Genomic DNA, 24933 nt, shown 5'->3' with positions numbered 1-24933 from the left:
CCTGCCGCGAACGGCCGGGCCATGCGACGACCGGACGCCATGAGCGACCGACGCACGACGCCGATGCGGCCCCCGCCACATGGTCGTCGCTCAGCCAGTGTCACGCAGGCGGCGTTCACCGTGCCTCGGCCACCCCCTGGACCGGGACAAGAGCGACCAGACGCCGGCAGGTCTCCTGGCTCGCGGGTCGCTGCTCAATGCACGCCTTCCCAGGTTTTCACCCAGTGGCTGCCCTTGCGAAAAGGGCTCGTGCGTCTCGCTCACCGCTTACAGTTGCAGGGACAGCCGCGGCATGGGACGGCGAACCGTCCGCACCGCATTCCCAATCAAGCCCTTCCGGGCACCGACGCGATCACGGGAAACGGCTGGAAGCCGCGTCCCGCACGATCGGTACCCTGCTTTGGATCGCCTGCCAACGGGCGTGCTATTTCGCGAGGCCGAGTTGTTGCAGCATGAACGCCTGCCACTCGGAGTTCTGGCGATAGCGTTCGAACCGGCCGGACTTGCCGCCATGCCCCGCCTCCATGTTTACCCGGAACAGCAGCGGGTTCTTGTCGGTCTTCAGTTCGCGCAACTTGGCGACCCACTTGGTCGGTTCGTAATATTGCACCTGGCTGTCCCACAGCCCGGTGCCGACATAGAGCGCTGGATAGGCCTTCGCCTTGACGTTGTCGTACGGCGAATAGCTTAGCATGTAATCGTACGACGCCTTTTGCGCGGGGTTGCCCCACTCGTCGTACTCGAACGTCGTCAGCGGGATCGACGCGTCGAGCATCGTCGTCACCACGTCGACGAACGGCACCTGCGCGATGATCAGCTTGTAGTCGGCGGGCGCCATGTTCGCGACGCCGCCCATCAACAGCCCGCCCGCACTGCCGCCCATCGCCGCGACACGGTCCTTCGCCGCGTATTTCTGCGCGACGAGATAGCGGGTGACGTCGATGAAGTCGGTGAAGCTGTTCTTCTTGTTGAGTAGATGGCCGTCGTCATACCAGCCGCGGCCCATCTCCTGCCCGCCGCGGATATGCGCGATCGCGTAGACCAGGCCGCGATCAAGCAGGCCGATGCGGCCGGGATCGACTGCCGGATCGCTGGATATCCCATAGCTGCCATAGGCGTATTGGAAGAGCGGCGCGGTGCCGTCGCGCTTGGCACCCTTGGCGTAAACCAGCGAGACCGGGATCCGCGTGCCGTCACGCGCCGGCGCCCAGACGCGTTCGGTGACGTATTTCGCGGGGTCATAGCCCGGCACCGGCGCGACCTTCAGCACGCGGCGCTCGCCGGTCTTTGCGTTGACCTCGTAGGTGGTGGTCGGCGTGACGAGCGAACCGTAGGTGTAACGGACCCACGGCGTTGCCGTCTCCTCGTTGACGTCGAGCGACATGCGGTAGGCAGGTTCATCCGCCGTCACCGGCGTGGATTTGCCCGCATCGCTGAGGACGCGGATCATCCGGTTGCCGTTCTCGCGCTGGTCGATCGCGACGAAGCCGTCGAACGGTCTGAAGCCTTCGATGAAGACGGTGTCGCTGGCTGACGTCAGGTCACGCCATGCGGCCGTGCCCTTGGCCAGATCGGCGTCGGCGACGGTGACGAGCTTGTAGTTCTTCGCGGCCTTGTTGGTGCGGATGATCCAGCGATTGCCGATATGATCCGCGCTGTAGCGGAATTCCCGTACACGCGGTGCGACGATCGTGAAGTTACTCGGGGCCGCGGCCGGCGCGCAGCGTTGCTCGTCGCTGACCGTGCTGCTCACGCCGATGCAGACGAACTTGTCGTCGGCGGTGCGCGAGACGCCCATCGAATAGGTGTCGTCCTTCTCCTCGTACAGCAGCCGATCGCTCGCGACGGGCGTGCCGAGAACATGCGCCTTCACGCGGTAGCCACGCAGCGTGACCGGGTCCTTCTCGACGTACAGGACGGTCTTGTTGTCGTCCGCCCAGACGACGTTCGGCTCTATGTTCGAGACGGTGTCGGCGATCGTCGCGCCGGTCGCGAGGTCCTTCACCTTGAGGACATACTGGCGACGGCCGATGGTGTCTTCGGCCCAGGCGACGCGGCGGTTGTCGGGGCTTACCGCCCAGTCGCTGAGCGCGAAGAAGCTGTGGCCCTTCGCCATCGCCGGCTCGTCGAACAGCGTTTCGGCAGGCGCGGTGCGGCTGCCCTTGCGGCGTTCGAGGATCGGGTAGTCCGCGCCGGTCTGGAACCGCGAACCGTAATAATAGCCGTTCTTTGCATACGGCACCGAGCTGTCGTCCTGCTTGATATGCGAGACTGTCTCTTCGTAGAGCTTGGCTTGAAGCGGCTTCAGCGAGGCGAGTTGCGCATCGGCATAGGCGTTCTCGGCGGCGAGATAGGCGAGCATCTCGCGGTTTTTCCGCGTGTCGTCGCGCAGCCAGTAGTAATCGTCCTCGCGCACGCCGTTGGGCGACGTTACCTGGAACGGCTTCTTCGCCACGCGCGGGGGCTGGACCTGCGCGACCGCCGCCGTCGAGACCAGTGCCACGCCGGCGAGCATCATGTACCGTATCGTCATTGTGCTGCTCCCTGTGCCGGCGTCGTTGCGCCTGCCGGCTTCCGGTATCGATCGAACCAGGCGATGATCGCCGATGCCTTGGCTGCGGATTGCGACGGGCGAGCGGCGAGGCCACCGTGGCTCGCGCCGGGCACCTTCACGAGCGCGGTTGGCACGCCGCGGATCTGCAGCGCCGCGTAATATTGCTCGGATTCGCTCACCGGCGTCCGGTAATCGTCGCCGCCGACCACCACCAGCGTCGGTGTCTTGACGTTGCCGACCAGGCTCAGCGGCGAGCGGTTCCAATAGCTCATTGGATCCTCCCACGGCAGCTTGGTGAACCAGTAGCGCGAGGTGAACAGCGTGTTGTCCATCGTCAGCGCCTCGCTGATCCAGTTGATCACCGGCTTCTGCGTTGCGGCGGCCTTGAACCGGTCGGTCTTGCCGACGATCCATGCGGTCAACAGCCCGCCGCCCGACCCGCCGGTCACGAACAGATTGTCAGGATCGGCGGTCCCGTCCTTGATCGCCGCGTCGACCGAGGCGATCAGGTCGTCGTAATCGGCGGCGGGATAGGTCTTGTCGATCAGGTTGGCGAACTCGGCGCCGTACGAGGTCGAGCCGCGCGGGTTGGTCCAGAGCACCGCGTAGCCGGCGGCGGCGTAGAGCTGCATGTCGGTCGCGAAGCCGGGGCCGTAGGCGGCGTTCGGACCGCCGTGGATTTCGAGGATCAGCGGCACGCGCTGGCCTGCGGCACGGCCCGACGGGGTGGCGAGCCAGGCGTCGATCGGGCGACCATCGGGTGCGGTCACTGCGATCTTGCGGACCTGTGCGAGCGCCTTCGATCCGGTCAGCACTGCGTTGAGCGTCGTCAGGCGGCGCGGCTTCCCGCCCGCCAGCACCCAGACGTCGGCGGGCGCGCTCGCATCGCCGCCGGTATAGGCGATCGTCCCGCCCTTCGAGACCGAAAACTCGCCGCCGGTATAGGGCCGGTCGAGCCCGCCGCCCGCGACGTTGTCGATCAGCGGCGTGACGCGGCCATCGACACCGATCCGTGCAACGCGGCGCTGGCCGTGATCGTCGTAGCTCGCGTACAGGCTGCGGCCGTCGGCGGACCACACCGCGTCCTCGATCGCGCGGTCGAGCGTCGCGGTGAGCGAGCGGGGCGAGGCGGCGTCGCGGTCGCCGACATAGAGCTGCGTGTTCTCGTAGCTGCGGCGCTTGTCGTCGAAACCGAGCCACGCGATCTTCGCGCCATCCGGCGACACGCGCGGTTGGGCGTCGGGGCCGTCGCGCGTCGTCAGCGTCCGCATCGTGCCGCTCGTCGCATCGACCGCGATCACGTCGGAATTCATCACCTGGCGGTCGGCGGCGGGCCCACGGATCGCGGCGAAGACGATGCTGCGGCCGTCGGGCGTCCATGACAGCGGGCCGCCATCGTCGAACTTGCCGTATGTCAGTTGTCGCGCCGCACCGCCGTCGGCTCCGACCACGAAGAGATGGTCGTAGCCCGGCTTCACATAGCCCGGCCCGTCGTTGCGGTAGTTGACTCGGTCGATGATCGTCAGCGGTTCGGCCCATTTCGCGCCCTCGGGCTTGGGCGGCTGCGTGCCGAGCTTGGTCCCCTCGCCTGCTACCGTCGCGATGTAGGCGAGCTTGGTCCCGTCGGGCGACCACGCGAGCGCCTGCGGATCGCCGGGGAAGCTCGTTACGCGCGCACTCGTCGAACCACTTAGCCAGCGGACGAACAGCTGCGATCCCTCGCCGTCGCGTGCGGCATAAGCGATCCTTGCCCCGTCGGGCGACCAGCGCGGGCTGCTGCCGTCGGTGGCGAACGGCGTCTGGCGGCCGCTTGCGACGTCGATCAGCCAGAGCGAGGATTGCATCTTGTCGGTCATCACGTCGCCGGTGCGGCGGACATAGACGATCGTCTTGCCGTCCGGACTGATCTGCGGGTCAGCCGCGATCGTCAGGCCGAACAGGTCGCTGCCGGTGAAGCTGCGCGTCGGGCCGTCGGGCACGGGGGCAGGTATCGGTGCGGCCGGTTGTTGCTGGGCATAGGCCGGCGTCGCCGCGAGCAGGAGGAGGGCAAGGGTCAAGCGCAACGAACGGCTCCTTCGAATGAACCGCGCGAGGATGACACACTATTACGGGGTGGCAAGCGGTACGAACGTCACCGGCAAACCATCCTTCGGGCGCGGGATCGGGAAGACCTGCCACGCATCGCCGCTGCCTGCCGCCGCCTCGATCCGGTAGCGCGTGAGCAGATGCGCGATCAGCAGCCGCATCTGCATCGTCGCGAAGTGCAAGCCGATGCACATGTGCGCGCCGCCGCCGAACGGCACCCAGGCGAACCGGTGGCGGCCCTTCGACGCTTCGGGCGTGAAGCGGAGCGGGTCGAACTTGTCGGGATCGGGCCAGTGCTCGGCCATCCGGTGCGTATAGGTGATGGCAGTGTTGACGCTCGTGCCCGCCGGGATATCGAACCCGCCGAAGCTGAAATCCTTGAGCGCGCGCCGCGGGATCGACGGGACCGGCGGCATCATCCGCAGCGATTCCTTGAACGCGTATTCGGTGAGGACGAGGCGATCTAGTTGCTCTGTCAGCGGTACCGACGGATCGAGCGCGTCTACCTCTTCGCGCAACCGCTCCTGCCACTCCGGGTTGCGCGCGAGCAGCATGACGAGACTCGTAGCGGACGAGGTGATCGTGTCGTGCGCCGCCATCATCAGGAAATTCATGTGGTCCGCGATCGCCAGCGCGGTCAGCGGCGCGCCGTCGTCATCGGTCGCGCGGCAGAATTGCGAGAAGAAATCCTGGCCGTCGCCGGTCCGGCGCGCGGGGATTTCGCGCTTGAAGAAGTCGACCAGATAGGCGCGGGCACGCACGCCCTTGCGCATCTGTGTGCCGGGCCAGGGCTTGCGGATCGGCGAGACGCTCGCCTGGACCTCGTCGACGAACGCTTGGTTGATCCGGTCCGCCTCCGCGCCGAGCGGCACGCCGAGAAAGCTGGTCGCGGCGAGATCGAGCGTGAGTTTCTTGACGGCGTCGTAGAAGCGCAAGGTCTGCCCGGCCCAGCCGCCGATCGCGGACTCGATCCCGGCATCGAGTTCGGTCGCGTAATGTCGCATCGGCTCGGGCTTGAACGCGACCGACAACGCCTTGCGATCGGCGCGGTGCTTGTCGAAATCCATCAGCATCAGGCCGCGCGGGAACAGCATGTTGAGGAGCGGCCCCCAACCCTGTTCGGACGAGAAAATCTTGTCGCGATCGAACAGCACCAGTTCGTTCGCATCGGGGCCGAGCAGGTTGACGCCGGTCCCGCCAAGCGCGCGATTGCGATAGATCGGGCCGTACCGCGCCGCCATGCCTTCCGAGAACGCAATCGGATCGGCTAGCAACTTGAACGTGTTGCCGACGAACGGCAGGCCGTTGCTCCCCGGAATATGATCCAGCGCACCCTTGGACTGACGTGGGAGCCAGTGCGGGCTGGCGTTCTGCAACATGGCATGGCTCATCGTCGGATCCTCAGCGACATGCCGGCTTGGCAAGCCTCGAATACCGGCATAACTATTGTTCTGCAACCGGGGCGCGGACCTCGGGGCTTTGACAGGAGAGATGCATGGACCTCGCAAACACTGCTGCCGTCGTGACCGGCGGCGCGTCGGGCCTGGGTGCCGCCACGGCGCGCGCGCTGGCCGCCAAGGGGGTGAAGGTGGCGATCTTCGACGTCCAGGCAGACAAGGGGGAAGCGCTTGCCGGGGAGATCGGCGGGGTGTTCTGCAAGGTCGATGTCACGTCCGACGACAGCGTCGATGCTGGGTTCGCGGCGGCGCGCGCGGCGCACGGCCAAGAGCGGATCCTGGTCAATTGTGCGGGCACGGGGAACGCGGCGAAGACTGCGGGGCGATCGAAGCAGGACGGCTCGATCAAGCATTTCCCGCTCGATGCGTTTGATCGGATCATCCAGATCAACCTCGTCGGCACGTTCCGTTGTCTCGCGAAGTCGGCGGCGGGGATGCTGACGCTGGAGCCGGGCGAGGACGGCGAGCGTGGGGCGATCGTCAACACCGCGAGTGCTGCGGCGGAGGACGGCCAGATGGGGCAAGCCGCTTATTCGGCGTCGAAGGCCGGCGTGGTCGGCATGACCCTGCCGATCGCGCGCGACCTGATGAGCGAGGGGATCCGGGTGAACACGATCCTGCCGGGGATTTTCGACACACCTTTGCTGGCCGCCGCGCCGCAGCAGGTCCGCGATGCGCTGGCGGCTTCTGTGCCGTTTCCGAAGCGCTTGGGACGACCGGAGGAGTTTGCGGCGCTGGCGCTGACGATGATCGAGTGCGGGTATTTCAATGGGGAAGACGTGCGTCTGGACGGCGCGATCCGGATGGCGCCTCGGTAACGCGGCTGAACATTGGTTCATAAAACCACCACCCCGGCGGAGGCCGGGGCCCAGTTGGGGAACGTTGGTAACGAGGCGCTGCGCTCCGTTACTGCGACCTTTCCAACTGGGCCCCGGCCTTCGCCGGGGTGGCGGCAAGCTGAAGAGCGGTTGCCCTCAGGCCGCCCGCGCCAACTGCCGTCCCTTGATCATATCCGCCGCCTTTTCCGCGATCATGATCGTCGGCGCGTTGGTGTTGGACCCGATCAGCGTCGGCATCACCGAGGCGTCCACCACCCGCAACCCCTGAAGTCCGCGCACGGCCAAGGTCGCATCGACCACCGCCAGTGCATCGTCTGCGGCGCCCATCTTGCACGTCCCCACAGGATGGTAGATCGTCTCCGCCGTTCGACGCACCCAGGCGTCGATCTCGTCGTCGGTCCGCACGTCCTCGCCGGGCGACAATTCCCCCGCCCGGTATGGATCGAGCGCCGCCTGCCGCGCGACATCGCGACCGATCCCGACGCAAGCCCGCATCACCCGGCGATCCTCCGCGGTCGCGAGATAGTTCGCGACGATCGTTGGATCGGCAAACGGATCGGCAGAGCGCAGCCCGATCCGCCCCCGGCTTTCAGGGCGCAACTGGCAGAGATGCAGCGTGAAGCCGTCCTCGGTCGCCTTGACCTTGCCGTGATCCTGCATGATCGCGAGCACCGCGTGGATCTGCACGTCGGGCCGCGACAGACCCTCGCGCGACGACACGAACGCGCCTGCCTCGAGGAACTGCTGCCGCCCCGCCCCCTTGCCGCGCAACAGGTAATTGAGCCCGACGCCGATCATCCCCACGCCCTTGGTCATCGCGTACCCGGTCCGCAGCCCGCGCGATTTCCAGTTCATCACGACATCGAGATGATCCTGCAAATTCTCGCCGACGCCGGGCAGCGCGTGCACCACGCCGACCCCCGCCGCAGTCAGCCGGTCCGGATCGCCGATCCCCGACAGCTGGAGGATATGCGGCGACTGCACCGCCCCCGCGCACAGCAGTACCTCGCGCGTCGCCGTCACGCTCTCCTTCCGCCCGCCCTTGTCGAGCACGTAATCGACGCCGGTCGCACGCCCCTTGTCGATCCGGATCCGCGTCGTCCGCGCGCCCGTGACACAGGTCAGGTTCCGCCGCGACAACACCGGCCGCAGATACGCCGCCGCGGTGCTCCAGCGCTTCCCGTCCGCGACGGTCAGGTCGTAGCGCCCGAAGCCCTCCTGGCTCGCGCCGTTGAAATCCTCGGTCACCGGATAGCCCGCCTGCCGTCCCGCCTCGACCAGCGCGTCGTAGAACGGGCTGTCGGACTCGCCGCCCGAGATCGTCAACGGCCCGCCGCCGCCATGCAAGGGGCACTCGCCGCGATGATGCCCCTCGAGCCGCTTGAAATACGGGAGGACATCGTCGAACGACCAACCGGGCATGCCCATCTGTCGCCACTCGTCGTAATCCTGCGGGTGGCCCCGCGTGTAGATCATGCCGTTGATCGACGAGCTGCCGCCAAGCCCCTTGCCACGCGGCCACCACAGCCGGCGCTTGTCGAGATGCGGCTCGGGCTCGGTCGAGAAGCCCCAGTTGCACGCATTCTTGCTCTTGATGAGTTCCCCGACACCTGCGGGCATTCGCACCAGCACGCCATCATTGCGTCCGCCCGCCTCAAGCAGCAGCACCGACACGTCGGGGTCCTCGGTCAGTCGCGCGGCGAGCACACAGCCGGCCGAGCCCGCACCGATAATCACGTAGTCATACGTCTGCATGCCTGCATCCTCTTGTTCGCGCTCCGCTTTTTTACGGAGTCGCGTCAGCCCACTACGCTAGCGCTCGCACAGCAATGTCAGCAATCCCTCGCGAACGACGCTGCGCTCAATCCCTTCGGCGGCATGGACCTGACTGAGGCCGATCGCCAACAGCGCATAGCTGCGAATCCCCGCCTCGGCAGGCTCGAAGCCATGCGCCACGAGTTGCTCGACGAGGAACGCCATCACCGTGTCGTCATGCTCGCGGATCGCCGCCGCCACCCGCGCGTCGCTTTTCGCCCAGGCCCGCATCGCCAAGGCCAGCTGGGCCATGTCGTGGTCGCGAACATGATCCGCGAATGCCCGAATGCGCTCGACCGGTGGAAGCCCCGACGCGGACAGCGCGACGATCAGGGGATCGATATGCGCTTCGACGAAATACCCTGCGAGCGCCGCATGATATCCATCGAAGTCCTTGAAATGATGGTAGAAGCTTCCCGTCGACGCACCAAGCGCCTGCGCCAGGCCGCGAAGCTTCAGCGCGCGGAGACCGCCATTCTTCAGCAACTGCAAGCCGATTTCCAACCAGTCGCGCGGCGCCAGATCTGCGCGTGGTGCCGCCCCGTCTTCCAACAATACCCTGCTTGACAAGCCATTCCCCATAACGAATGTTACGTCGTACCGAAGCCGGACGCAATCCGGCATCAGGCACCACGACCGAACCGGCGGGTGCAACAGGAGAGCGATGTGGCCGAGGCACTGATCATCGACGCCGTCCGTACCCCGCGCGGTATCGGCAAGACCGGCAAGGGCGCGCTTGCGCACATGCACCCCCAACATCTCGCCGCGACCGTCCTGAAGGCGATTGCCGAGCGAAACAAGCTAGATACCGCCGATGTCGACGACATCATCTGGTCGACCTCGACTCAGCGTGGCGAGCAGAGCGGCGATCTTGGGCGGATGGCGGCGCTCGATGCGGGCTATGACGTCAAGGCGAGCGGGACGACGCTCGACCGGTTCTGCGGCGGCGGGATTACCGCGGTGAACTTCGCCGCAGCGCAGATCATGAGCGGGATGGAAGACCTCGTCATCGCCGGCGGCACCGAGATGATGTCGCTGACCACGACGATGATGCAGGACGACATGGCGGCGGGGAAGCGACCGCTCGGGATCGGTTCGGGCAACGCACGGCTCGACGCCGCGCATCCGCAATCGAACCAGGGTATCTGCGCCGACGCGATCGCCAGTATCGAGGGGATCGACCGCGAAACGCTCGAAGCGCTTGGGCTCGAGAGCCAGCGCCGTGCTGCGGTGGCGATCGCCGAAGGGCGGTTCGATCGGAGCCTCGTGCCGGTCACCGACGACACCGGGGCGCTGGTGCTCGAGAAGGACGAATATCCGCGGCCCGATACGACCGCCGAGGGTCTCGCGGCGTTGCGCCCTTCGTTTGCCGGGATTGCCGACATTCCGCTCGACGAGAAGGGCACGACGTATCGCAAGCAGATCAACCGGCGTTATCCCGACGTGGATATCAAGCACGTCCATCATGCCGGCAATTCGTCGGGCGTGGTCGATGGCGCTGCTGCCGTGCTGCTCGCGAGTGCCGATTACGCCGCCAAGCATGGCCTGAAACCGCGCGCGCGGATCGTCGCGATGGCCAACATGGGCGACGACCCGACGCTGATGCTCAACGCCCCCGTCCCTGCGGCGCGTAAGGTGCTGGCGAAGGCCGGGCTGACGGTCGACGATATCGACCTATGGGAGATCAACGAGGCGTTCGCGGTGGTCGCCGAGAAGTTCATCCGCGACCTGAAGCTCGACCGCGACAAGGTGAACGTCAACGGCGGGTCGATCGCGCTCGGCCATCCGATCGGCGCGACCGGCGCGATCCTGATCGGCACGATCTTGGACGAACTCGAACGCCGCGACCTCAAGCGTGGGCTCGTGACGATGTGCGCGGGCGGCGGGATGGCGCCGGCGATCATCATCGAGCGCGTCTGATGCACCCCGTCGCGCACGCGCTGACGACGCCCGACAAACCCGCCTACATCATGGCGGCGACGGGCGAGGCGGTGACGTATCGCGACTTGGACGAACGGGCGAACCAAGGCGCGCATCTGCTCCGGTCGCTCGGGCTGAAGCGCGGCGACGGCATCGCCGTGCTGATGGACAATTCGCCGCGCTATCTGGAGGTGATGTGGGCGGCCGAACGCACCGGCGTGTACTGCACCTGCCTGTCGTCGAAACTCACTGCGAGTGAGGCGGCGTACATCATCCGCGATGGCGACTGCCGCGTGCTGATCGCGAGCAAGGGTTGCGCGGAGGTTGGGGCGGCCCTCGTTCCAATGCTCGATGACGTGCGGCGCTACGTCGTAGACGGCGCCATCGACGGGTACGCGTCTTACGAAGCCGCGCGCGACGCGATGCCCGCCACGCCCATCGCTGACCCGTCGCCCGGCGGCATCCTGCTCTATTCCTCGGGCACCACCGGCAAGCCCAAGGGCGTCAAGCACGCACTGTCGGACGAGCCGTTCGGCACCAACGTCTCGCCGCTCGTGATGCTCGGGAAGGGGCTTTACGGGTTCACGCCCGAGATGGTCTATCTCTCGCCCGCGCCGCTGTATCACGCGGCGCCGCTGCGCTGGTCGATGGCGGTGCATCAGGTCGGTGGCACCGTCGTCGTGATGGAGCATTTCGACCCGGAAGCCGCGCTCGCTGCGATCGAGCGCTATCGGATCACGCACGCGCAATGGGTGCCGACGCACTTCATCCGCCTGCTCAAGTTGCCGTCCGAAGTCCGCGCTCGCTACGATGTGTCGTCGCTGACAGCGGTCTGGCACGCCGCCGCCCCCTGCCCGCTTCCGGTCAAGCAGGCGATGATCGACTGGTGGGGCCCGATCATCGGCGAATATTACGCCGGCACCGAGGGCAACGGGTTCTGCGCGATCTCCAGCATGGAGTGGCTGACGCACAAGGGCTCGGTCGGCCGCAATCTTACCGCGCAGACGATGATCTGCGACGAGGACGGCAACGCGCTGCCGCCACGCGCTGAAGGCGACGTCTATTTCGCGGGCGGCGGCGCGTTCGAATATCACAACGACCCCGGCAAGACCGCGGAGGCCGCCAACGCACACGGCTGGACGACGCTCGGCGACGTCGGCTGGCTCGACGAGGAGGGCTATCTCTACCTCACCGACCGCAAGAGCTTCATGATCATCTCGGGCGGCGTGAACATCTACCCCGCCGAGATCGAGAACCTGCTCGTCACCCACCCGAAGGTCGCCGACGTCGCGGTGATCGGCGCGCCCGACGACGAGATGGGCGAACAGGTGGTGGCGATCGTCTGCCCTGCCGACCCGTCGGAGGACCGCGCGCAGCTCGCCGCCGAGCTCAGCGCCTTCGCCCGGGCGAACCTCAGCCATGTGAAAGCGCCGCGCCGGATCGACTTCCGCGAGACCTTGCCGCGGCATGAGACAGGCAAACTCTACAAGCGCCTGCTCCGCGACGAATATTGGGCGCAAGCCAAGGAGTCCGCATGAACTTCGATTATTCCGACGACCAGAAATTCCTCAAGGACGAAGCGCGCAAGTTTCTCGGCGCGCATTGCGGCAGCGACCGCGTCCGCGCCGTGCTCGACGATCCCGCCACCGCCTATGACGCTGATCTCTGGAAGGCGGTCGGCGAACAAGGCTGGCGCGGCGCAGCGATCCCCGAGGAATTCGGCGGACTAGGGCTTGGACATATCGAACTCTGCGCGATCGCCGAGGAACTTGGGCGAGCCTGCGCCCCGCTCCCGTTCGCGTCGACCGTCTATTTCGTCGCCGAAGCACTGATGCTGTACGGCAGCGACGCCCAGAAAGTCCGATGGCTGCCGCGGATAGCAGCGGGCGACGTTATCGGCGCGTTCGCCACCTCCGAAGGCGCCGGCCCGGTCACGGCGCGCTCGGTGCGCACCACCGTCTCCGGTGGCAAGCTCACCGGTGACAAGATCCCCGTCACCGACGGCGACGTCGCCGACCTGATCATCGTACTAGCGCGCGACGGCCTCTACCTCGTCGAGAAGGGCGCGAGCATCACCGCGGAAGTCCTGGAAACCCTCGACCCGACCCGGAGCGCGGCCCGCCTCACCTTCGCCGACGCGCCTTGCGAGAAACTTGGCAGCGACGACGGCATCGCCGCGATGCAGGCGGTGTTCGACCGTGCCGCCGTCCTCCTCGCGTTCGAACAACTTGGCGGCGCGGATCGGTGCCTCGAAATGGCGAAGGGCTACGCGCTCGATCGCTACGCCTTCGGACGGCAGATCGGCGGCTACCAGGCGATCAAGCACAAGCTCGCCGACATGTACGTGAAGAACGAACTCGCGCGCTCGAACGCCTATTACGGGGCGTGGGCGCTGAACGCGGGCGCCGCCGAACTGCCGCTCGCCGCCGCCACCGCGCGCGTCGCCGCCTCCGACGCCTATTGGTTCGCGTCGAAGGAGAACATCCAGACGCATGGCGGGATGGGCTTCACTTGGGAGTCCGACTGCCACCTATACTACCGCCGCTCGCGCCAGCTCGCGCTCGTCGCCGGCAGCCCCGCCGCATGGCGCGAACGCCTCGTCGGCCAACTCGAAATGCGCAACGCCGCCTGATCGGAGCAGCACATGGACTTCAAGGACAGCGACGCCGAAGCCACGTATCGCGCCGCCGCGCGCGACTGGCTCGACGCGAACATCGCCGAGCACGATGCCGGCCACTACCCCGACGACATGGCCAAGGCGAAGGCCTGGCAGGCGCGCAAAGCGGTCGGTGGCTACGCCTGCATCACCTGGCCGCAGGAATGGGGCGGCGGCGGCGGCACCCCGATCGAAAGCGTCATCTTCGGGCAGGAAGAAGCGCGTCACGCGGTCGACGGCAGCTATTTCACGATCGGGCTCGGCATGTGCGTGCCGACCGTGATGGCCTATGCCGACGACGCGACCAAGCGGCGGTTCGTCGGCCCGGCGGTACGCGGCGACGAGATCTGGTCGCAGCTATTTTCCGAACCCGCCGGTGGGTCGGATGTCGCCGCGATTCGCACGCGTGCCGTCCGTGACGGCGACGACTGGGTGATCAACGGCCAGAAGGTCTGGACCTCGGGCGCGCATTACAGCGACTACGGCATCGTTTTGGTGCGAACCAATCCCGACGTGCCGAAACACCAGGGCCTGACGATGTTCTGGCTCGACCTGAAGGCGCCGGGGATCGAGATTCGCCCGATCCACCAGATGTCCGGCGGGTCGAGCTTCAACGAGGTCTGGTTCGAGGACGTCCGGATTTCCGACGCGCAACGGCTTGGACCGGTCGATGGCGGCTGGAAGGTCGCGCTGTTCACGCTGATGAACGAGCGCCTCGCGATCGGCACCAGCGGCGGCGTCGGCCCCGAGGACATCCTCGCCTTCGCCGCCCAGGCCAACGGCGCAGACGGCCCGCTGCTGAAGGACGCCGCGTTCCGCCAGACGCTTGCCGACTGGTGGGTGCAATCGGAGGGCCTGCGCAACACGCGCATGCGGACGATCACCGCGTTGTCAAAGGGCCAGGTGCCCGGCCCCGAAAGCTCGATCGGCAAGATCGTCGCCGCCAACCAATTGCAGGCGATCGGCAACACCGCGGTCGAGGCGGGCGATCAATACGGCATCATATCCGACCCCGCGCTCGCCCCGCTCAGAGGCGCCTTCCACGCCGCGACGATGTGGGCGCCGGGCCTGCGTATCGCCGGCGGCACCGACGAGATCCTCAAGAACATCATCGCCGAACGCGTGCTCGGCCTGCCTGGTGAAATTCGCGTCGACAAGGATCAGGCTTTCCGGGACCTCCCGGTCGGGGCGTGATGTCTCGCACCTGAGAACGTGTAGGTTAGCTGCGATACTATGGCCTACCCGGCGGACACTGTCGGGGTAAACGGGGGAAAGCTATGTCGCTCTTGCTGGCTTTGTTGACGATAACCACCACTCCAGCTGCGGAGGAACGTCTCTCACGACTGACCAAATTGTACGAGGATATCTGTCTCCATCGCTTTCCGGACGACAAAGGTGTCGAGGCCATGATGATAGCACGAGGAGCACGAGAACTGTCCAAGTCCGACGTGAAGGTTACGATGCGTGATGATCCTGCACGTGCTTGGGATCTGAACGATGAGGGCGCCACGTTGTGGATCGAGTATCCGCCCTTTCATGCCTGCTCGGTCCGGTGGAGCGCACCAGACATCGGCAACATGGATGCGTATCGAGCCATCGCCAAAACCTACGAAGACGCGATTGGGGGCTTTGTCCCGATCAGTCCTATGGACGGCGATCAGGGCGACATTCACATCCACGCCGTTGGCGAGACGCGTACGCTTCCGGACAAAACGAGCGAGTCCTTGTTCTTCTTCGAGCAAAGGATCACCGATCCCAAACGGCTTGCAGCCGGCGAAACGGGCTTCACGCTAAGGTTCGTCCACCAATATGCGCCGCCCGAACCGGGGTCTGCGAACTGATAACCTGATCCATTCGAGCCCATAGCTCTAGAGGACGCCTAAATGACCGATATGCAAACCATCCTCACCACACAGCGCGATGCGTTCATGGCGGAGCTTCCCGTCACGAAGGCGGTGCGCCTCGACCGGCTCAAGCGCGCGGCGGCGATGGTGCGGGACAATGCTGCGGCGTTCTGCGACGCGGTATCGGAGGATTTCGGGCACCGTAGCCGCGAGCAGACGATGATCGCCGATATCGGCGCTTCGCTCGCGCCGATCGCGCATGCCGCGAAGCATCTCGATCGGTGGATGCGGCGGGAGCGGCGCGCGGTCCAGTTTCCGCTGGGGCTGCTCGGCGCGAAGGCCTGGGTCGAATATCAGCCCAAGGGCGTCATCGGCATCATCGCGCCGTGGAATTTCCCGGTTAACCTCCTGATGGCGCCGCTCGCAGGCGTGCTCGCCGCGGGCAATCGCGCGATGGCGAAGACGAGTGAGTATACGCCCGCGACGGCCGCGCTGTTCGACGACCTCGTACCGAAATATTTTGCGCAGGACGAATTCGCCGTCATCTCGGGCGGCGCGGATGTCGGGAAGACGTTCGCCGCGCTGCCGTTCGACCACCTGATCTTCACCGGCGCGACTGCGATCGGTCGCCACATCCTTCACGCCGCCGCCGACAACCTGACGCCCGTCACGCTCGAACTGGGTGGCAAGTCGCCCGTCATTCTTGGCGCCTCGGCGGATATCGCGAAGGCCACCGAACGCGTCACGCTTGGCAAGATGATGAACGCCGGGCAGATCTGCCTCGCACCCGATTACCTGCTCGTTCCATCGGCGAACGAGGCGCAGGTCGTCGACGGCATCAAGGCGGCGGCGAGCGCGATGTACCCGACGCTGCTCGCCAATGCCGACTACACGTCGGTCGTGAATGACCGTCACCACCAGCGGCTTACCGACTGGATCGCCGACGCCCGTGCGAAGGGCGCGACCGTCGAGGTCGTGAACCCCGCCAACGAGGATTTCGGCGCCTCCAACTTGCGGAAGATGCCGCTGCACATCGTCCGCGACGCGACCGACGACATGATCGTGATGCAGGAGGAAATCTTCGGCCCGGTCCTGCCGATCCGCCGCTACGACGGGATCGACGACGCGATCGCGCAGGTGAACCGCCGCGACCGACCGCTCGGGCTCTATTATTTCGGCAGCGACGACGCCGAACGCCGCCGCGTGCTCGGCCGGACGATCTCGGGCGGCGTGACGCTCGACGACGTGGTCTTCCACGTCTCGATGGAGGACCTCCCCTTCGGCGGCAGCGGCCCGTCGGGGATGGGTGCGTATCATGGCATCGACGGCTTCCGCACGTTCAGCCATGCGCGGGCAGTCTACAAGCAGTCGAAGTTCGACGTCGCCAAGCTTGCCGGGTTGAAGCCACCTTACGGCGCAGCCGCCGCGAAGACGATCGCGCGGATGATGCGGGGGTGATTCTGTGCGTGGTCGCCGCGCGTGCCCTCACCCTTCCCACGGCTAAGTAGCCACGGCCCCTTCTATCTCCGGTTGGGCGAGGCATTCGGGTCACTACCGTAACAATATCGCCGATCGTCTCTAAATCGTCTTCGATCTGTCGCCGACGCGTCACGTCGATCGGCAAAGGGCCGCTGAGCGCCGTCGCGCTTCAGGGGACATCATGCAGACCATATCGTCGCTTTTCGCCGGTGTCGCACTCGCGGCGCTCGTCACGCCTGCCGCGTTCGCCCAGGTAGCGCCGGAAACCCCGGTAGCGGCGCCGGCAGAAGTCCAAGCCGATCCGGCACCCGAGACGTCGCCCGACATCGTCGTGCTCGGCTTCGGCCAGAGCCGCCAGGTCCAGAGCGTCAGCGCCGTCGACCTCGCGCGCCTCACCCCCGGTTCGAGCCCGTTGAAGGCGATCGAGAAGCTCCCCGGCGTCAATTTCCAGGCGTCCGATCCGTTCGGCGCGTATGAATGGGCGGTCCGCATCTCGCTGCGTGGGTTCAACCAGAACCAGCTCGGCTTCACGCTCGACGGCGTGCCGCTCGGCGACATGAGCTACGGCAACGTCAACGGCCTCCACATCAGCCGCGCGATCATCTCCGAGAACGTCGCCCGCACCGAAGTCGCGCAGGGCGCCGGCGCGCTCGGCACCGCATCGACCAGCAATCTCGGCGGCACGATCCAGTTCTTCAGCGACAAGCCCCGCGATACGGCCAACGTCACCTGCGGCGGCACCTATGGCTCGGACAACACGTACCGCGGCTATGCGCGTATCGACAGCGGCGATCTCGGTGGCGGGCTGAAGGGCTATCTCAGCTACGGCTACCTCACCACCGACAAATGGAAAGGCGACGGCGTCCAGCGCCAGCATCAGGCGAACGGCAAGATCGTCAAGGATCTCGGTGCGTTCGGCAGCCTGTCCGCGTTCGTGAACTTCTCCGATCGTCGCGAGCAGGATTACCAGGATCTCAGCTACGACATCATCCGTCGTCGCGGCCTGCGCAACGACAACATCGCCGACAACTATCCGCTCGCGCTCCAGATCGCGAAGACCTACCAGAACCAGGGTGCGCTCGCGACGTATACGAAGGCGAACAACGGGTCGTCGGTCGGCTTCGTCGCGCCGTGGGCCGGCGTCGGCACGACCTTCCCTACCGGGTTCGGCACTGTCGATGATGCGTATTTCGATGCCGGCGGGGTGCGGCGCGACTACCTCGGCGGCGTTACGCTAGACGCGAACCTGACGCCCGAACTGACGATGACCACCACGGGCTATTATCACAACAACAAGGGTCAGGGGTCGTGGATCACGCCCTATTCCCCGACCCCGGCTGGCGCGCTGAACCAGGACGGCAGCGCCATCACCGCGCCCAGCCCGCTGGGCTTCCGGACGACGGAATACAGCATCAAGCGCGGCGGTGCGCTAAGCAACATCGCGTACGAGACGGGCGCGAACACCTTCGAGATCGGTGGCTGGCTTGAGACCAACACCTTCACCCAGGCACGACGTTTCTACGGCATGACCGACAGCGCGGAGCCCAACCGAGACGTGCTGAAGTTCCAGAAGAACTCGTACGCGACGCAGTGGGACGGCAAATACGGCACCGACACGATGCAGTATCATGTCGAGGACACGCTGAAGCTTATGAACGACCGCCTGATCGTTAACGCCGGCTGGAAGGGCGCCTATGTCGTCAACAGCGCGACGATGCTGCCCGATACGACTGCGCCGCTGTCGGTCGGCCGTATCTCTGCCAAGGACTGGTTCCAGCCACAGGCCGGTATCCTATTCAAGCTGACTCCCGCGGCGGAGGTCTTCGCCGACTATACCGAGAACATGCGTGCCTTCGTCTCGTCGGCGACCACCGGGCCGTTCGCGGCGACGCAGGCCGGCTTCAACGCGGTCCGCGGGCGCCTCAAGCCCGAGCGCTCGAAGACCGCAGAAGGCGGCGTCCGCCTCCACAGCGGCCCGTTCCAGGCCTCGGCAGTCGGCTATTATGTCGACTTCTCGAACCGCCTGCTCGCGTTTGCGAACGGCGTCGGTATCCTCGGTAACGCACCGACGCTCAACAACGCGGGCAGCGTGCGCACGTACGGCGCCGAAGTCTCCGCCAATTACCGCGTGTTCCGCCCGCTCTCGCTGTTCGCGAGCTATTCCTACACCAACGCAGAATATCAGGACACGGTTACCGACGCCTCCGGCTCGGTCCAGGTTCGCAAGGGCGATACCGTCGTCGACACGCCCAAGCACATGGTCAAGGGCGAGATCGTCCTCGAACAATCGGGCTTCACCGGCCGGGTCGGCGCCGACTACATGAGCAAGCGCTACTTCACGTATCTCAACGACCAGTCGGTGCCGAGCCGCGTACTCGTCGATGCCAGCATCGGTTATCGGTTCGAGAGCGACGGCGCACTGCGCGGCGTCGCGATCGAGGGCAGCGTCACCAACCTGACCGACAAAAAGTACATCGCGACGATCGGCTCGAACGGCTACACCGCAAGCGGCGACAACCAGACGCTGCTCGCCGGCGCACCACGCCAGTTCTTCGTCTCGTTGAAGAAGGGCTTCTAAACCTAGGAAGGATATCGGACCGGGCGGCATTCGCCCGGTCCGATCTCACTCGACCGCGCGCAGCTTCGGGCGGCCCGGTGGCGACTGGCGCAGCAGTTCGTCGACCCGCGCGGCGAGATCGGTCTGGCGGAACGGCTTCGACAGACGGGTGACGCCCTCGGGTACGTCCTCGCCTGCCGCGGCATAGCCGGTCACCAGCAAAGCCGGGATGCGATTACCCGATGACCAGAGTTCGGTGATGAGCTGCCCGCCGGTCATGCCCGGCATCAGATAATCGCTGACCAATATATCCGCATCGACGCCGGATCGGATCGCCGACAGCGCCTGGCTGGCGGAGGGGACCTCGACCACGACATAGCCGATGTCGCGCAGCATGTCGGCGGTCGCGGCGCGTACCAGGTCCTCGTCGTCGACAAGCAAAACCTTTGCCGCACGCCGCGCGATGACCGGCTCCGCGGTATTCTCGACCGTCTCGGTCGCCGCTTCCTCGGTTGCCGGCAGCCAGAGTTCGACCGTCGTGCCGGAACCGGGTTCGCTCGTCAGGCGGAGCGTGCCGCCCGACTGCGCAGCGAGGCCGTGGACCATCGACAGCCCCAGCCCGGTCCCCTTGCCGACGCCCTTGGTCGAGAAGAACGGTTCGGTCGCCCGGGCCAGCGTGGCGCGGTCCATGCCGACGCCGGTATCGATCGCCGCGATCCGGACGTAGCGGTCCGGCGCCAGGCCGACTACGTTTCGATCGTCGACGACGACCTCGCTGACCGTGAGAGTGAGTTTGCCGCCACCAGGCATCGCGTCGCGCGCGTTGATCGCGAGATTGAGCAGCGCGAGTTCGAGTTGGTTCGGATCGACGCGGGCGGACGACAGGTGCCGCGGAATCTCAAGCGTCACCGCGATCGATGGCCCGAGCGAGCGTCGCATCAGGTCGACCAACCCATCGATCAGCGCGCCGATATCGACGGCGCGCGGTTGCAGCGCCTGCCGCCGCGCGAACGCGAGCAGTCGCTGGGTCAACGTCGCGGCCCGCTCCGCCGCCTGCAACGCGCCGCCGATCATCCGCTGCGTACGCTCGTCGTCCTTGTGCCGCCGGCGGAGCAGGTCGAGGCTGCCGACGATCGGCGTCAGGAGATTGTTGAAATCGTGCGCGACACCGCCGGTCAGCTGGCCGATCGCGTCCATCTTCTGCGCCTGCGCGAGCTGCGCGTCGGCCTCCTTGCGATCGGTGACGTCGGAGACCACGCCGGTCATCCGCGCCGCCTTGCCCGCGTCGTCATACTGGACGCGTCCCTTGGCAACGAGCCACCGTGACGCACCGTCGGCCGCATCGATGCGGTACTCGACGTCGATAACGCCGGTTCGGGTCGCCTCGGTCATCGCGCGCGTGACGATACCGCGTTGCTTCACGTCGATATGGCTCAGGAACGTTTCCATGGTCCAGTCAGGTCGGCCTTCCGGATAGCCATAGATCGCATCGTGCCGCAGGGTCCGTCGGGACTCGCCGGTCGTCAGATCAATGTCCCAGCTTCCCATGCCGGCGGCTTCGAGCGCGATCTCCAGGCTCTCGCGGGCCGATCGCAACTCGCTGGTCCGGTCCAGCACCGCGCGTTCGAGCGTCACCGCGATATCACGCAACTCATACTGTCGCCGCCGCGCCGTGAGCGCCGACCGGATCGCGCCCAGCATCGCCTCGGCGTGCAGCGGTCGTTCGAGCAACAGGACATTGCCGAGATCGGCGAGCCGCTGCGTGGCGCGTGCACTGCGCGGCGTCCGCGTCCCATTCGCAAGTACGACGAACTGGATATCGGCCCAATTGGGTTGCGCCGCCACCCATCCCGCGAGCGACGCGACCTCCTCGGTGATCAGGGCTTCCTCGGTAAGCATGACTGCCCCGGCCCCCTTTGCCAGTTCGACGAGCAACTCAGCCTGGTCGCGACAGACGAAGGCGACGATGTCGTTGCGGCCAAGCAGGTCGGATGCGATCGCCGCATCGCGCCCACGCGGCGCCAGGATCAGGACGCGATCGTCCATATCAGCCGCGAATATCCTGGATCCCCATCCGGCTGGCCATCAACGTCTTTCCTTCGCCCGAGAATGTCGGAACACCCGTCAGCACGCCCTGGAATTCGCGAAGGGGCTCGCCGACTAGCAATCCGTTGCTACCGATCTGAAACTCCCGGATCGTCCGTTCGTGCCGTGCGGTGCGCGTCTTGATCACCGAAATCGCCTGCCGGACTTCGCCGTGTGCCTCGAAATAGCGAAGCTGGACGATCGTATCGGACAGATAACTGAGGTCGACATCCGAGCGAACGTCGCCGGTGATCCCGTGCAGGCCGAGGATCAGCAGGCTCACGATCCCCTTCTGACCGAGATACGTCAGCATCTCGTGCATCTGGAGGATCAGGAACTGCTCGTTCGGCATCGCCTGAAGATACGCGTTCAGGCTGTCGATCACGACGATCTTCGCGCCGTGCTGTTCGACTGCCGCCCGCACCGCACCGGAGAACTCGCCCGGCGACATCTCGGCTGGATCGATCGCCCGGAGTTCGAGCTGCCCGTTTTCGACGAACGGCATCAGGTCCATACCAAGCGACGCGCTCCGCTTCAGCAACGTCGGCAAGCGCTCGTCGAACAGGAAATACGCAGCCCGATCGCCACGCTTCAGTGCTGCGATCATCGACTGCACCGATGCCGTCGTCTTCCCGACACCGGCCGGCCCAGTCAGCAACGTCGCGGTGCCGGGGATGAGCCCACCGCCCAGCAGCGTGTCGAGTTCGGTCGACCCGGTCGATACGGCATCGTCCGAATATTTCATGACGTGTTCGGACGCGATCAGGCGCGGATACACGCACAACCCGCCGCGTTCGATCTCGAAGTCGTGATAGCCACCGCGATACCGTACGCCGCGCATCTTCACGACATGCATGCGACGACGTTGCGCGCCGAACCCGGACAAGGTTTGTTCGAGCGAAATCACACCGTGCGCGATGCTGTGCAACTGGAGATCACTGCCCGACCCGCTCTTGTCGTCGAGGAACAGCACGGTACAGGCGCGCGTCGAGAAGAAGTGCTTGAGCGCGAGGATCTGGCGGCGATAGCGGATCGGGCTCTGTGCCAGCAGTCGCAGCTCGGACAGGCTGTCGATCACCACGCGTTTGGGGCGAAGCTCGTCGACCTTCGCCATCACGTCCCGGATCGTCTCGCCGAGCTCGACCTCGCTAGGGTGTAGCAACGTCTGCTCGTGATCCTCGCCAAAACCGTCGGCCGGGACCATCTCGAACAGCGACAGCGAATCCAGCGACCAGCCGTGCGTCTGCGCCACTGCGCGCAACTCGACTTCGGTCTCGGCCAGCGTGATGTACAGCCCTGCCTCGCCGACCGATGCGCCCGTGAGCAGGAAGCCGAGCCCCAGCGTCGTCTTGCCCGTGCCAGGCGTACCCTCGACCAGGTACATCCGATCCGGCGTCAGCCCCCCATTCAGAATGTCGTCGAGCCCGTCGATACCGGTCCGTGCGAGCGCCGGTAATTGTCCGTTCAGTGCCAAGTGGCAGTCCTTCCTGTGATCGTACCGCGCATGGTGCGACCATATGTTCTCGTTCTAGGTTATAACCGGCGTATCGCATAGCCTTACGGTCGCGCCACTCCGAGGAACTTAATGTCGCTCAAGCACTCGTTTCCGCCGGTTTTCAATTCTGAAGCGCGGGTTCTGGTTCTGGGCAGCCTGCCGGGCGACCGCTCGCTCGCCGCGCAGCGTTATTATGCGCACCCGCAGAACCAGTTCTGGCAACTTATATCGCCGGTCGTCGGACGCGATCTCGCGACGCTCGACTATGTGGATCGGCTGGCGGCGTTGCGTGCGTACGGCGTGGCGCTGTGGGACGTGATCAGCTCGGCGCGGCGAAGTGGAAGCAGCGACGCGGCGATCCTCGATGTGGAAGGCAACGACATCGTCGCGCTCATCGGACGATTGCCGAAGCTTCGTGCGATCGCCTTCAACGGCGGCACCGCGCTCAAGCAGGGCATGAAGCTGCTCGGACCAAACTATGCTGGACCGAGCGTCGTCGCGCTTCCTTCCAGCAGCCCGCTGCATACGATTGGCGTCGCGGCAAAGCAGCCTGCCTGGAACCAGCTTGCCGCGTTCCTCCTCGACCGGACATGATTGCGCGCCTACGCCTGCGTTCATGACCCAGCTCTATGACCTCACCGTCCCCGCGTTTCGCCGCGGTTTCGCCAGTCTTTCGGCGATCCTGAAATCGGGCGAAGCCTATGCACAGGAGCACGGCATCGCCGAGGCGGACATGCTTGGCACGCGACTGATCGCCGACATGGCGCCGCTGACCGCTCAGGTCCAGCGGGCGAGCGATACGGCCAAGGGCGCGATGGTCCGGCTTGGCGGCGTCCCGACGATCGCGATGGCCGACGACGAGACGAGTTTCACAGCGCTCCAGCAGCGCATCGCCGCAACGGTTGCGTTCCTGGATGGCGTCCCGCGCGACGCGATCGACGGCAAGGAAGATGCTGTCGTCACGATCGTCACGCCCAGCCGGACGTTGGACTTTACGGGGCAGAGCTATGTGCTCGGGTTCGTGCTGCCCAATTTCTATTTCCACATCACGACCGCCTACGCGCTGTTGCGGATGCGCGGTGTACCGATCGGCAAGATGGATTATCTCGGTCGGTAGAAGCCCATCGTCCGGTCGATAACCGCCTGCAGCGAGGCGGATAAATCATACTGGCGGAGAACTCCGCGCTGCGGCAAGGGCGAGCGATGTCGATCGAAACGCTCATCGCCCAATACGGCCTCGCCGCGATATTCCTGGGTGCGGGGCTCGAAGGCGAAACCGCGGTCGTGACCGGCGGCGTGCTGGCGCATCAGAACCTGCTGCCGCTCTGGGGTAGTGCCGCCGCGGCAGTCGCGGGATCGTTCGCCGCGGACCAGCTCTTCTTCCTCGCCGGGCGTCGTTACCGCGACACCGCCCGCGTCCGCAAGATCGCCGCCAAGCCGGCCTTCGCCAAGGCACTCGATACGCTGGAACGCCACCCGACCGTCTTCATCCTTGGCTTCCGCTTTCTCTACGGTCTGCGGACGATCAGCCCCATAGCTATCGGCACGTCGCACGTCCCCGCGCGCACGTTCATGATGCTCAATGCGATCTCCGCGGCGGTCTGGGGCGTGATGTTCACCGGCATCGGCTATCTGTTCGGGGATACGCTGCTCGACGCGGTCCACAGCATCATGCCGAGGCACAAGCTGGCCGGCGTTGCGATCCTCGCAGTCGTTGTCGCGGTGGTGATGACCGCGATCCGTTATTGGCGCGGACGTCGATCCAACGCGGTACCGAAGACCAGCTGACTAATAGCGAATACTCGTGAGTACGGTCCCTGTCAGATGCCGGCAGGCCGCGAACTCTTCCAGAGCTCGCGCTCAAAAATGGTGGCCCAGCAGAGGGGATCCGCTGGACCACGAGTTTCCGTCTAGGGAGCTTCACTTCGCCTTGACGTTGCCCCGTTGTAATACCCACTTATCAAATGGGAATAGAGTTATTCACCACGATCGGTGAGCAGAGTATAAATTGCGCCGAAATGCATCGACTCGAAAACGTACTTCGATCGTTCGAAATACAAAAGGCGACGCATTCCCTAAAATGGGAAGTACGTCGCCTTTTGAGTTTTCCAACAGATGGTTCGATTACGGAACCAAGTCGTCGGTTA

18 protein-coding genes and 1 riboswitch are annotated in these 24933 nt (G+C 65.6%); of the genes, 11 read left to right on the top strand and 7 right to left on the bottom strand.

Annotated elements, in window-relative coordinates:
* Positions 1 to 148: 148 nt before the first annotated feature.
* Positions 149 to 363, bottom strand: a riboswitch (cobalamin riboswitch).
* A 61-nt stretch (positions 364 to 424) separates the two neighbouring features.
* The 3 genes from C8J25_RS06395 to C8J25_RS06385 are packed head-to-tail and all read right to left on the bottom strand — an operon-like array spanning position 425 to position 6030.
* A complete protein-coding gene (locus C8J25_RS06395; RefSeq protein ID WP_208622526.1) occupies positions 425 to 2533 on the bottom strand; it encodes a S9 family peptidase in 2109 nt (702 codons plus the stop codon).
* Positions 2530 to 4617, bottom strand: coding sequence for an alpha/beta hydrolase family protein (locus C8J25_RS06390; protein ID WP_425275451.1), 2088 nt, complete (start codon positions 4615 to 4617; stop codon positions 2530 to 2532). The genes C8J25_RS06395 and C8J25_RS06390 overlap by 4 nt, the downstream gene beginning before the upstream one ends.
* A gap of 42 nt (positions 4618 to 4659) precedes the next feature.
* Entirely contained in the window at positions 4660 to 6030 is a 1371-nt protein-coding gene (locus C8J25_RS06385; protein ID WP_107953280.1) for a cytochrome P450, read from the bottom strand.
* 104 nt (positions 6031 to 6134) lie between these two features.
* On the opposite strand from C8J25_RS06385, the gene C8J25_RS06380 reads away from it, so the two are divergent.
* A complete protein-coding gene (locus C8J25_RS06380) occupies positions 6135 to 6914 on the top strand; it encodes an SDR family NAD(P)-dependent oxidoreductase (protein WP_107953278.1) in 780 nt (259 codons plus the stop codon).
* A 156-nt stretch (positions 6915 to 7070) separates the two neighbouring features.
* Here C8J25_RS06380 and C8J25_RS06375 read toward each other — a convergent pair whose 3' ends face one another.
* Complete coding sequence (locus C8J25_RS06375; protein ID WP_107953276.1) at positions 7071 to 8690, bottom strand: choline dehydrogenase; 1620 nt, start codon at positions 8688 to 8690, stop codon at positions 7071 to 7073.
* A gap of 57 nt (positions 8691 to 8747) precedes the next feature.
* Entirely contained in the window at positions 8748 to 9320 is a 573-nt protein-coding gene (locus tag C8J25_RS06370; RefSeq protein WP_167397675.1) for a TetR/AcrR family transcriptional regulator, read from the bottom strand.
* 96 nt (positions 9321 to 9416) lie between these two features.
* Between C8J25_RS06370 and C8J25_RS06365 the strand changes: the two genes are divergently transcribed.
* The 7 genes from C8J25_RS06365 (at position 9417) to C8J25_RS06335 (ending at position 19227) form a co-directional block, all read left to right on the top strand.
* Entirely contained in the window at positions 9417 to 10670 is a 1254-nt protein-coding gene (locus tag C8J25_RS06365; protein ID WP_060525731.1) for an acetyl-CoA C-acetyltransferase, read from the top strand.
* On the top strand, positions 10670 to 12208 hold the full coding sequence (locus C8J25_RS06360) for an acyl-CoA synthetase (RefSeq protein WP_107953272.1): 1539 nt from the start codon (positions 10670 to 10672) through the stop codon (positions 12206 to 12208). The genes C8J25_RS06365 and C8J25_RS06360 overlap by 1 nt, the downstream gene beginning before the upstream one ends.
* On the top strand, positions 12205 to 13302 hold the full coding sequence (locus C8J25_RS06355) for an acyl-CoA dehydrogenase family protein (RefSeq protein ID WP_107953270.1): 1098 nt from the start codon (positions 12205 to 12207) through the stop codon (positions 13300 to 13302). The genes C8J25_RS06360 and C8J25_RS06355 overlap by 4 nt, the downstream gene beginning before the upstream one ends.
* A 12-nt stretch (positions 13303 to 13314) precedes the next feature.
* Positions 13315 to 14520, top strand: coding sequence for an acyl-CoA dehydrogenase family protein (locus C8J25_RS06350; protein WP_107953267.1), 1206 nt, complete (start codon positions 13315 to 13317; stop codon positions 14518 to 14520).
* A gap of 83 nt (positions 14521 to 14603) precedes the next feature.
* Positions 14604 to 15167, top strand: coding sequence for an NMCC_0638 family (lipo)protein (locus tag C8J25_RS06345; RefSeq protein WP_107953265.1), 564 nt, complete (start codon positions 14604 to 14606; stop codon positions 15165 to 15167).
* Positions 15168 to 15218: 51 nt separating this feature from the next.
* Positions 15219 to 16628 carry a coniferyl aldehyde dehydrogenase gene (locus C8J25_RS06340; RefSeq protein ID WP_425275455.1) on the top strand — a complete coding sequence of 470 codons (1410 nt, stop codon included), beginning with the start codon at positions 15219 to 15221 and terminating at the stop codon, positions 16626 to 16628.
* Between the two features lie 202 nt (positions 16629 to 16830).
* Positions 16831 to 19227, top strand: coding sequence for a TonB-dependent receptor (locus C8J25_RS06335; RefSeq protein ID WP_107953261.1), 2397 nt, complete (start codon positions 16831 to 16833; stop codon positions 19225 to 19227).
* 45 nt (positions 19228 to 19272) lie between these two features.
* Here the strand turns inward: C8J25_RS06335 and C8J25_RS06330 are convergent, their stop codons facing one another.
* Together C8J25_RS06330 and C8J25_RS06325 are read right to left on the bottom strand one after the other, a co-directional pair.
* Positions 19273 to 21252: a PAS domain-containing hybrid sensor histidine kinase/response regulator gene (locus tag C8J25_RS06330; protein ID WP_107953259.1), complete on the bottom strand. Its 1980-nt coding sequence runs from the start codon at positions 21250 to 21252 to the stop codon at positions 19273 to 19275.
* 1 nt (position 21253) lies between these two features.
* Positions 21254 to 22765, bottom strand: coding sequence for an ATPase domain-containing protein (locus tag C8J25_RS06325; RefSeq protein ID WP_107953257.1), 1512 nt, complete (start codon positions 22763 to 22765; stop codon positions 21254 to 21256).
* A gap of 111 nt (positions 22766 to 22876) precedes the next feature.
* Here C8J25_RS06325 and C8J25_RS06320 point away from each other — a divergent pair, with 111 nt between their 5' ends.
* The 3 genes from C8J25_RS06320 to C8J25_RS06310 all read left to right on the top strand — a co-directional run bounded on the left by C8J25_RS06320 (position 22877) and on the right by C8J25_RS06310 (position 24574).
* The gene (locus C8J25_RS06320; RefSeq protein ID WP_107953255.1) at positions 22877 to 23380 is read left to right on the top strand and encodes a DNA-deoxyinosine glycosylase; all 504 of its coding nucleotides are present in this window, start codon (positions 22877 to 22879) and stop codon (positions 23378 to 23380) included.
* A 22-nt stretch (positions 23381 to 23402) separates the two neighbouring features.
* Positions 23403 to 23903, top strand: coding sequence for a DUF1993 domain-containing protein (locus C8J25_RS06315; RefSeq protein ID WP_107953253.1), 501 nt, complete (start codon positions 23403 to 23405; stop codon positions 23901 to 23903).
* Positions 23904 to 23989: 86 nt separating this feature from the next.
* Positions 23990 to 24574 (top strand): DedA family protein, encoded by a 585-nt coding sequence (locus C8J25_RS06310; RefSeq protein ID WP_107953251.1) that lies wholly within the window; start codon positions 23990 to 23992, stop codon positions 24572 to 24574.
* Positions 24575 to 24933 lie beyond the last annotated feature (359 nt).

The sequence above is a fragment of the Sphingomonas faeni genome (assembly GCF_003053745.1).
In the GTDB taxonomy this organism is placed as follows: Bacteria; Pseudomonadota; Alphaproteobacteria; order Sphingomonadales; family Sphingomonadaceae; genus Sphingomonas; species Sphingomonas faeni.
This window is presented reverse-complemented; position numbering and strand designations above follow the sequence as displayed.

Bases quoted from the DNA above. Each gene is read 5' to 3' on its own strand.
- C8J25_RS06395 (WP_208622526.1), bottom strand. From the start codon at position 2,533: ATGACGATACGGTACATGATGCTCGCCGGCGTGGCACTGGTCTCGACG.
- C8J25_RS06385 (WP_107953280.1), bottom strand. From the start codon at position 6,030: ATGAGCCATGCCATGTTGCAGAACGCCAGCCCGCACTGGCTCCCACGT.
- C8J25_RS06380 (WP_107953278.1), top strand. From the start codon at position 6,135: ATGGACCTCGCAAACACTGCTGCCGTCGTGACCGGCGGCGCGTCGGGC.
- C8J25_RS06375 (WP_107953276.1), bottom strand. From the start codon at position 8,690: ATGCAGACGTATGACTACGTGATTATCGGTGCGGGCTCGGCCGGCTGT.
- C8J25_RS06360 (WP_107953272.1), top strand. From the start codon at position 10,670: ATGCACCCCGTCGCGCACGCGCTGACGACGCCCGACAAACCCGCCTAC.
- C8J25_RS06355 (WP_107953270.1), top strand. From the start codon at position 12,205: ATGAACTTCGATTATTCCGACGACCAGAAATTCCTCAAGGACGAAGCG.
- C8J25_RS06350 (WP_107953267.1), top strand. From the start codon at position 13,315: ATGGACTTCAAGGACAGCGACGCCGAAGCCACGTATCGCGCCGCCGCG.
- C8J25_RS06345 (WP_107953265.1), top strand. From the start codon at position 14,604: ATGTCGCTCTTGCTGGCTTTGTTGACGATAACCACCACTCCAGCTGCG.
- C8J25_RS06340 (WP_425275455.1), top strand. From the start codon at position 15,219: ATGCAAACCATCCTCACCACACAGCGCGATGCGTTCATGGCGGAGCTT.
- C8J25_RS06335 (WP_107953261.1), top strand. From the start codon at position 16,831: ATGCAGACCATATCGTCGCTTTTCGCCGGTGTCGCACTCGCGGCGCTC.
- C8J25_RS06330 (WP_107953259.1), bottom strand. From the start codon at position 21,252: ATGGACGATCGCGTCCTGATCCTGGCGCCGCGTGGGCGCGATGCGGCG.
- C8J25_RS06320 (WP_107953255.1), top strand. From the start codon at position 22,877: ATGTCGCTCAAGCACTCGTTTCCGCCGGTTTTCAATTCTGAAGCGCGG.
- C8J25_RS06315 (WP_107953253.1), top strand. From the start codon at position 23,403: ATGACCCAGCTCTATGACCTCACCGTCCCCGCGTTTCGCCGCGGTTTC.
- C8J25_RS06310 (WP_107953251.1), top strand. From the start codon at position 23,990: ATGTCGATCGAAACGCTCATCGCCCAATACGGCCTCGCCGCGATATTC.